This window comes from Microbacterium sp. (assembly GCF_051953575.1).
In the GTDB taxonomy this organism is placed as follows: Bacteria; Actinomycetota; Actinomycetes; order Actinomycetales; family Microbacteriaceae; genus Microbacterium.
On the sequence record NZ_JBQCIP010000139.1, the window covers coordinates 1 to 6,754 of the forward strand.

Below are 6,754 nucleotides of genomic sequence, written 5' to 3' on the forward strand. Positions count from 1 at the left end.
GTAATAGTCCTGCCACTCGTCGGGCAGGTCGTCCTCGTAGTAGATCGCCTCGACCGGGCAGACCGGCTCGCACGCACCGCAGTCGACGCACTCGTCGGGGTGGATGTACAGCGAACGGTCACCCTCGTAGATGCAGTCCACGGGACACTCGTCGATGCAGGCGCGGTCCTTCACATCGACGCACGGGAGCGCGATGACGTACGTCACGGAACGAGGGCTCCGCGCGAGATCTGCACCTGCTCGTCGCGCGGCACCACCTTGACGCGCTCGCGGGTGTGCTGGTGGGTCGCGCCGAGCTCGCGCTCGTGCGCGTCCAGGGCGAGCCAGCCGTCCCAGGTCGTGAAGGCCACGTCGCGCTCGTCGAGCAGGTCGAGCACATCGCCGTCCACGATCGGTGCGGCGAGGCGTCCGGCCTCGGCGTCCGCCACGAGATGCGCGATCGTCTCCATCGCGTCCGACTTGGTGTGGCCGATGAGGCCGACCGGTCCGCGCTTGATCCAGCCGGTCGCGTACAGCCCCGCGATCGTCGGGGCATCCGCGTCGCCCGTGGCCGCGGCATCCTTCACGCGTCCTTCGACGTTCGAGACGACACCGGCGCGCACGTCGAACGGCGCGTCGATGACGGGCGAGCCGTAGTAGCCGACGGCACGGTAGACCTGCTGCACGGCGAACTCGCGGAACTCGCCGGTGCCCTGGACCCTGCCGTCGCCGATGGGCTCGTTGCGCTCGAACCGGATGCCGGTCACGCCGGTCTCGGGCGAGCCGAGCACCTCGACGGGCGAGTGGTAGAAGTGCAGGTGCAGGCGGCGGGACGCGTCCGTCGACTCGCGCGTGCGCCAGCTGTTCAGGATGCGCAGCATGACCTTGAGCTGGTTGTTGGCGGCGCCGGCGGGGTCGGCGTCGACGAAATCCTCGTCGTGCACGACGATGTCGACATCGCGCACCTCGCCGAGCTCACGCAGCTCGATCGGCGTGAATTTGATGTCGCCGGGGCCGCGGCGGCCGAACACGTGGACGTCGGTCACCGCCGAGGACTCCAGCCCGGCGAGCACGTTGTCGGCGATCTCGGTCGGCCGCAGATCGACGGCATGCTTCGCGAGCACGCGGGCGACGTCGAGTGCGACGTTGCCGTTGCCGATGACCGCGACCTCGCGCTGGTCGAGCGGCCATTCGGTGGGCACGTCGGGGTGGCCGTCGTACCAGGCGACGAAGTCCGCTGCGCCGAACGAGCGGGGCAGGTCGATGCCGGGGATGTCGAGCGCCGCGTCGCGGATGGCGCCGGTGGCGAGGATGACGGCGTCGTAGCGCTCCTGCAGCTCGGCGAGCGAGATGTCGCGGCCCACCTCGACGTTGCCGATGAACCGCGTGGTGCCGGCGTCCAGCATCTCGTGGAGCGAGTTCACGATGCCCTTGATGCGGGGGTGGTCGGGCGCGACGCCGTAGCGGATGAGGCCGTACGGCGCGGGGAGCGACTCGAACAGGTCGATGGCGACGGAACCGCCCGCGTCGGCCACCGTGTTGGTCAGGATGTTGCCCGCGTAGATGCCGGCGGGACCGGCGCCGACGATCGCGACGCGGAGGTTATGGGGATTCGACGAGGTCACGTGAGAGGGGCCTTCCGGATCAGGGGGTCGAAGTCTTCGAGCGCGAGGGTCGCGAGCTCGGCGGGCGCGTAGGGGCTCAGCCGCACGACGTCGCCGACGACGACGACCGCGGGGGAGCGCACGCCGCGCGCGGCGGCCTGATGCGCGATGGTCGAGAGGGTGCCGATCGTCACGCGCTGGCCGGCGCCGTAGCCGTCCTCGACGATCGCGACGGGGCAGTCGCCGCCGCGCTCGCCGCGGGCCAGCGTGATCGCCGAGTTCGCCAGGGTGCCGACGCCCATGAGCAGCACGACGGTGTGGTCCGGGCCGCCGCCGAGGGTCTCGATCTGGTCGTGTGCGGTCGCGACGGTGAAGGCCGTGGCGACCCCGCGATGGGTCAGCGGGATGCCGGCGACCGCCGGCACCGAGACGGCACTGGTGATGCCGGGCACGACCTCGACGGCGACGCCGGCCGCGTGGCAGGCGAACAGCTCCTCGCCGCCACGCCCGAACACGTACGGGTCGCCGCCCTTGAGGCGCACGACCGTCTTGCCGTCGTGGGCGAGCTGCACGAGGAGGGCGTTGATGGCGTCCTGCGGCACGGCGTGGTGGCCGGGGCGCTTGCCGACGTCGACGACCTCGGCGGTGAGCTCCACACCCTCGGCGGCGAGGCCGTCGAGCACCGCACGCGCGCCGAGGCGGTCGGCGACGATCACATCGGCGGACTCCAGGGCGCGCAGCCCCTTGAGCGTCAGCAGGCCGGCGTCGCCGGGCCCGGCGCCGACGAGCCAGACCTTGCCCGCGGCGGTCGTGCCGGTCATCGGGCACCTCCGGTGAGGAGCAGGCCCCGGCGCTTCAGCATCCGTCGCTCCAGGGGACCGAAGAAGACCAGCTCGATGAGGATGCCGATGGCGAGGATCAGGATGATCGTGGCGAGCACGCCCGCCAGATCCGCGAGTTCGCGCGACTGATCCAGCAGCGAGCCGAGGCCGAAGCCGATCGTGCCGCCCGTGGCGATGATCTCAGCGGCCATGAGCGAGCGCCACGAGAACGCCCACCCCTGCTTCAGCCCGGCGAGGTACCCGGGCAGCGCGGCCGGCAGGATCACGGCCGTCGCGAGCTGCCAGCGCGAGGCCCCGAGCACCGTGCCGACGCGGCGCAGCTGCGGCGGGACCTGGTCGATGCCGGCGATGAGTCCGTTGACGATCGACGGGATGGCGCCCATGAGGATGACGAAGTACACGGTGGCGTCCGACAGGCCGAACCACAGGATGGCGGCGGGCACCCAGGCGACCGAGGGCAGCACCTGCAGGCCGGAGATGATCGGGCCGACGGCGCGTCGGATCGGGCGCACCTCGGCGAGGAGAAGGCCGATCGGCGTGCCGACGACGATCGCGATGAGGAAGCCGATGATGCCCCGCTCGAGGCTCGTCGCGACGGCCAGCTGCAGGCGGCCGGACTCCCACGCGTCGCCCAGCGCCGCCACGACGGCGGCCGGCGACGGTGCGAGGTCGGGGCGGGGATGGGCGATCACGATGTACAGCTGCCACACCACGATCAGCAGGATCAGGAACAGGACCGGCGGCAGGACGCTCGACGCGAACCGGCGCCAGCGGCCGGGGCCGGCGTCGGCGTCGGTCTGCAGCTTGTCGAGGCCGGACGCGAGGCTGCGGAGGTCGTCGGGGACGACCGTGGCCGGAGCGCCCAGCGAAGGGCCCACGACGGTGGGGGTCTCAAGCGGCATTGCGGCGGATCTCCTTGCGCAGCTGGTCGGTGATCTCGACCGACAGAGCGGCGACCTCGGGCGACTCGATGCGGCGGCCGGTCGTCTTGGTGATCCGCCATTCCTGCACGATGCGGCCCGGGCGGCTGCCCATGAGCACGACGCGCTGCCCGAGGCGCGCGGCCTCGCGCACGTTGTGCGTGACGAACACGATCGTGCGGCCGGCGGCGCGCCACACGCGCTCCAGCTCCTCGTGCAGCAGGTCGCGGGTGATGGCGTCGAGCGCGGCGAACGGCTCGTCCATCAGCAGCACGGGCCGGTCCTGCGCCAGTGCGCGGGCGAGCGCCACACGCTGGCGCATGCCGCCCGAGAGCTCGTGCGGGCGCTTGTCGGCGGCATCCGCGAGGTTCACGGCATCCAGCAGCGACAGCGCCTTCTCGCCCCGCTCGGCACGCGGAACACCCCGCAGGCGCAGCGCGAGCTCGACGTTGCGCCGCGCGGTGAGCCACGGCATGAGCGCGGACTCCTGGAACATGACCGCCGACCCGCCGGCGGGCGTCTCGATGCTGCCCGCCGAGGGCTTGTCGAGGCCCGCGATGAGGTTGAGCAGCGTGGACTTGCCGCATCCCGAAGCGCCCAGCAGGCACACGAACTCGCCCGGCGCGATGTCGAGCGACACGTCGTCGAGGACGACGGGGCCGTTGCCGAACCGCTTGGAGACGCCGTCGATGCGGACGGCAGGAGCGGATGCCGCCGCGGCGGGCGCGACCGGCGCGACCCCGTCGAAGCTCGGGGCGAGCAGATTCTTCGGAGCGCCCTCCGGAGCGGGAGCGCCCGCCTCCGGGGCCGCGGAGGCGGACCCGGAGGCGGAAGCGGGAGCGGTGCTCATGTCAGTCCTTGCCGAGCCCTGCAGCCGAGACCGTGTCTTCGTCCTCGGCATTGAGCTGCTTGTTGAGCAGGCGCAGGTCGAACAGCCCGTCGATCGAGCCCTTCTTCTGCGTGCCCGCGTCGACGCCGTTCTGCACGAGCGTCTCGAAGGTGTCGGCCACCGGGTCGACCGAGAAGGTCACGTGCTCCAGCGCGCGCTCGATGACGGCGTCGTCGAGCGGCTTGCCGGTCTCTTTCTCGATGGCGCCGTTGATGACGCCGGGAGCCTCGTCGGGGTTGTCGGCGATCCACTTCACCGCGGCCTCGTGGCCCTTGAGCAGCTCGGCGACCACATCGGGGTGCTCGTCGAGGAACTGCTTGCGCACGAGGAGCACCGTCGTCGGGAACTCGCCGTCGTCCCACAGGTCGGCCTCGTCCTGCAGCACGTGGGCGCCGGCGTCGAGGCTGAGGCGCGACACCCACGGCTCGGGCAGCCACGCGCCGTCGAGCTGGCCCTGCTGGAACAGGGTGAGGGTCTGCGCGTTCTCGGTCGGGGTGACGTGCACGTCGCCGCCGCCCGCGGTGTCGGTCGTGTAGCCCTCGTCGCCGAGCCACTTGCGCAGCGCCACGTCCTGCGTGTTGCCGAGCTGCGGCGAGGCGAGCGTCGTGCCCTTCAGGTCTTCGGGCGAGTCGATGCCGTCGCGCACCACGAGCGCCGCGCCGCCGATCGCCGCGCCGGCGACGATGCGGGCGGACTCGCCGCCGGACTGGATGAACGTGTTTATCGACGGGTTCGGGCCGATGTAGGTCGCGTCGATGGCGCCGGCCGACAGTGCCTCGATGGCGGCGGGCCCGGCGTTGAACACCTGCGTCGTGATCTTCACGTCGTCGCCGAGGGCGTCGGCGAACAGGCCCTCTTCGAGGCCCACCAGCGCGGGGGCGTGGGTGACGTTGGCGAAGTAGCCGAGGCGCACCTCGTTCACCGACGGCGCCGCGGAGGTGGCGTCGGCGGCGGGCTTGTCGGTCGCAGCGGCGGAGGCGCAGCCGGCCATCATGGCCGCTACGAGTCCCAGGGTTGTGAGTGCTGTCGTCGTGCGGATGATCTTGTTCACGGTGTCGCCTCCTTAGGTCGGGTCCTGCTCGATGGGTGGGGGTGCGCGCGACGGATCAGTCGCGCACGATGCCGGCGGCGAGCGTCGCGCCGTCGGACGGATGGATCACGAGGAACGAGCCCCCGTGGCGGCTGGTGCGGTAGGGCTCCAGCGGCAGGTCGGCCGCCAAGCGCAGCCGCACGCGGCCGATGTCGTTGGTCTGCAGCACCTGCGCGGGTTCGTGCGTCAGGGCGTCGAGGTCGTAGCGCGACTCGATCTGCGCGACGATCGCCTGCACGGTCGCCGTGCCGTGCTTGACGAGGACCCGGATGCCGGGCGTCAGCGCCCGCACGTCGAGCTGGAACAGCTCGGCGTCGACCTCGCGCTGCGCCGCCGGCAGCGTGCCGGCCGAGACGACGAGCGCCCCGCGGGCGGCGTCGATGTCGGCGTCGAACTCGAGCGACACCGACTGCGGGGCGGTGGCCTGCTCGACCTCGACCCCGGCCGAGCGGATGCCGCTGACCGTCGCGCTCGTGCCCGCAGGGAAGAGCTCGACCCGGTCGCCGACGCGCACGATGCCGCTGGCGATGCGGCCGGCCACGGCGCGGTAGTCGCGCAGGCGCTCGGCCTCGTCGGGTGCGATGCCGGGCGCGAGCCCGCCCTGCGGCCGCAGCACGAGCTGGACCGGGAGGCGCAGCGGTTCGAGCTCCTGCTCGACCTCGTCGGCGGCGGGGAGCGTCTCGAGCAGCTCCAGCAGTGCCGGGCCGTCGTACCAGGGCGTGCGCTCCGAGCGCTCGACGATGTTGTCGCCCTCCAGCGCCGAGACGGGCAGCACGTGCAGGTCGTCGATGCCGAGCTCGGCCGCGACGGCCCGTGCCTGCGCGGCCACGTCGGCGAAGGCGTCCACCGAGAAGCCGACGAGGTCGATCTTGTTGACGGCCACGATCACGTGCGGCACCCGCAGCAGCGCGACCACGGCGAGGTGACGCCGGGTCTGCTCGAGCACCCCCTTGCGGCCGTCGACGAGCACGATCACGGCATCCGCCGTCGTCGCGCCGGTGACCATGTTGCGCGTGTACTGCACGTGGCCCGGGCAGTCGGCGAGGATGAACGACCGCGCGCCGGTCGAGAAGTACCGGTACGCGACGTCGATTGTGATGCCCTGCTCGCGCTCGGCGCGCAGCCCGTCGGTGAGCAGCGCGAAGTCGAACGCGCCGTGGGCGAAGCCGCGGTCGGCCGACGTGCGGGCGACCTGCTCGAGCTGGTCGGCGAGGATCGCCTTCGAATCGTGCAGCAGGCGGCCCACGAGCGTCGACTTGCCGTCGTCGACCGAACCCGCCGTCGCGAACCGGAACAGCGTGGGGGTGGCGGTGAGCGTCGCGGTCATCAGAAGTACCCGTCCTTCTTGCGGTCCTCCATGGCCGCCTCGCTGAGGCGGTCGTCGGCACGGGTCGCCCCGCGCTCGGTGAGGGTCGACACGGCGACCTCGG

The 6,754-nt window shown here is 72.1% G+C and carries 7 protein-coding genes and 1 pseudogene; all 8 read right to left on the reverse strand.

The genetic code is table 11. The annotated features are described in order from the left end of the window. On the reverse strand, positions 1 to 207 hold a 207-nt coding region (fdxA, locus tag ACTHNQ_RS08790; protein ID WP_440330861.1), incomplete at its 3' end, for a ferredoxin. Next, entirely contained in the window at positions 204 to 1,604 is a 1,401-nt protein-coding gene (locus ACTHNQ_RS08795) for an FAD-dependent oxidoreductase (RefSeq protein WP_440332910.1), read from the reverse strand. The genes ACTHNQ_RS08795 and fdxA, both read right to left, overlap by 4 nt. Further along, positions 1,601 to 2,404 carry a uroporphyrinogen-III C-methyltransferase gene (cobA, locus tag ACTHNQ_RS08800; RefSeq protein WP_440332912.1) on the reverse strand — a complete coding sequence of 268 codons (804 nt, stop codon included), beginning with the start codon at positions 2,402 to 2,404 and terminating at the stop codon, positions 1,601 to 1,603. Before cobA ends, ACTHNQ_RS08795 begins: the two co-directional genes overlap by 4 nt. After that, complete coding sequence (locus tag ACTHNQ_RS08805; RefSeq protein WP_440332914.1) at positions 2,401 to 3,327, reverse strand: ABC transporter permease; 927 nt, start codon at positions 3,325 to 3,327, stop codon at positions 2,401 to 2,403. The genes cobA and ACTHNQ_RS08805 overlap by 4 nt, the downstream gene beginning before the upstream one ends. Next, positions 3,317 to 4,195, reverse strand: coding sequence for an ABC transporter ATP-binding protein (locus ACTHNQ_RS08810; protein ID WP_440332916.1), 879 nt, complete (start codon positions 4,193 to 4,195; stop codon positions 3,317 to 3,319). Before ACTHNQ_RS08810 ends, ACTHNQ_RS08805 begins: the two co-directional genes overlap by 11 nt. Position 4,196: 1 nt before the next feature. Next, positions 4,197 to 5,285, reverse strand: a complete 1,089-nt coding sequence (locus ACTHNQ_RS08815; RefSeq protein WP_440332918.1) for an ABC transporter substrate-binding protein — start codon at positions 5,283 to 5,285, stop codon at positions 4,197 to 4,199. Between the two features lie 55 nt (positions 5,286 to 5,340). Then, positions 5,341 to 6,651, reverse strand: a complete 1,311-nt coding sequence (locus ACTHNQ_RS08820; RefSeq protein WP_440332919.1) for a sulfate adenylyltransferase subunit 1 — start codon at positions 6,649 to 6,651, stop codon at positions 5,341 to 5,343. Then, a pseudogene (locus tag ACTHNQ_RS08825) lies at positions 6,651 to 6,754 on the reverse strand (sulfate adenylyltransferase subunit CysD); the annotation flags it as partial. The gene ACTHNQ_RS08820 and the pseudogene ACTHNQ_RS08825, both read right to left, overlap by 1 nt.

Bases quoted from the DNA above. Each gene is read 5' to 3' on its own strand.
- ACTHNQ_RS08820 (WP_440332919.1), bottom strand. From the start codon at position 6,651: ATGACCGCGACGCTCACCGCCACCCCCACGCTGTTCCGGTTCGCGACG.
- cobA (WP_440332912.1), bottom strand. From the start codon at position 2,404: ATGACCGGCACGACCGCCGCGGGCAAGGTCTGGCTCGTCGGCGCCGGG.
- ACTHNQ_RS08805 (WP_440332914.1), bottom strand. From the start codon at position 3,327: ATGCCGCTTGAGACCCCCACCGTCGTGGGCCCTTCGCTGGGCGCTCCG.
- ACTHNQ_RS08810 (WP_440332916.1), bottom strand. From the start codon at position 4,195: ATGAGCACCGCTCCCGCTTCCGCCTCCGGGTCCGCCTCCGCGGCCCCG.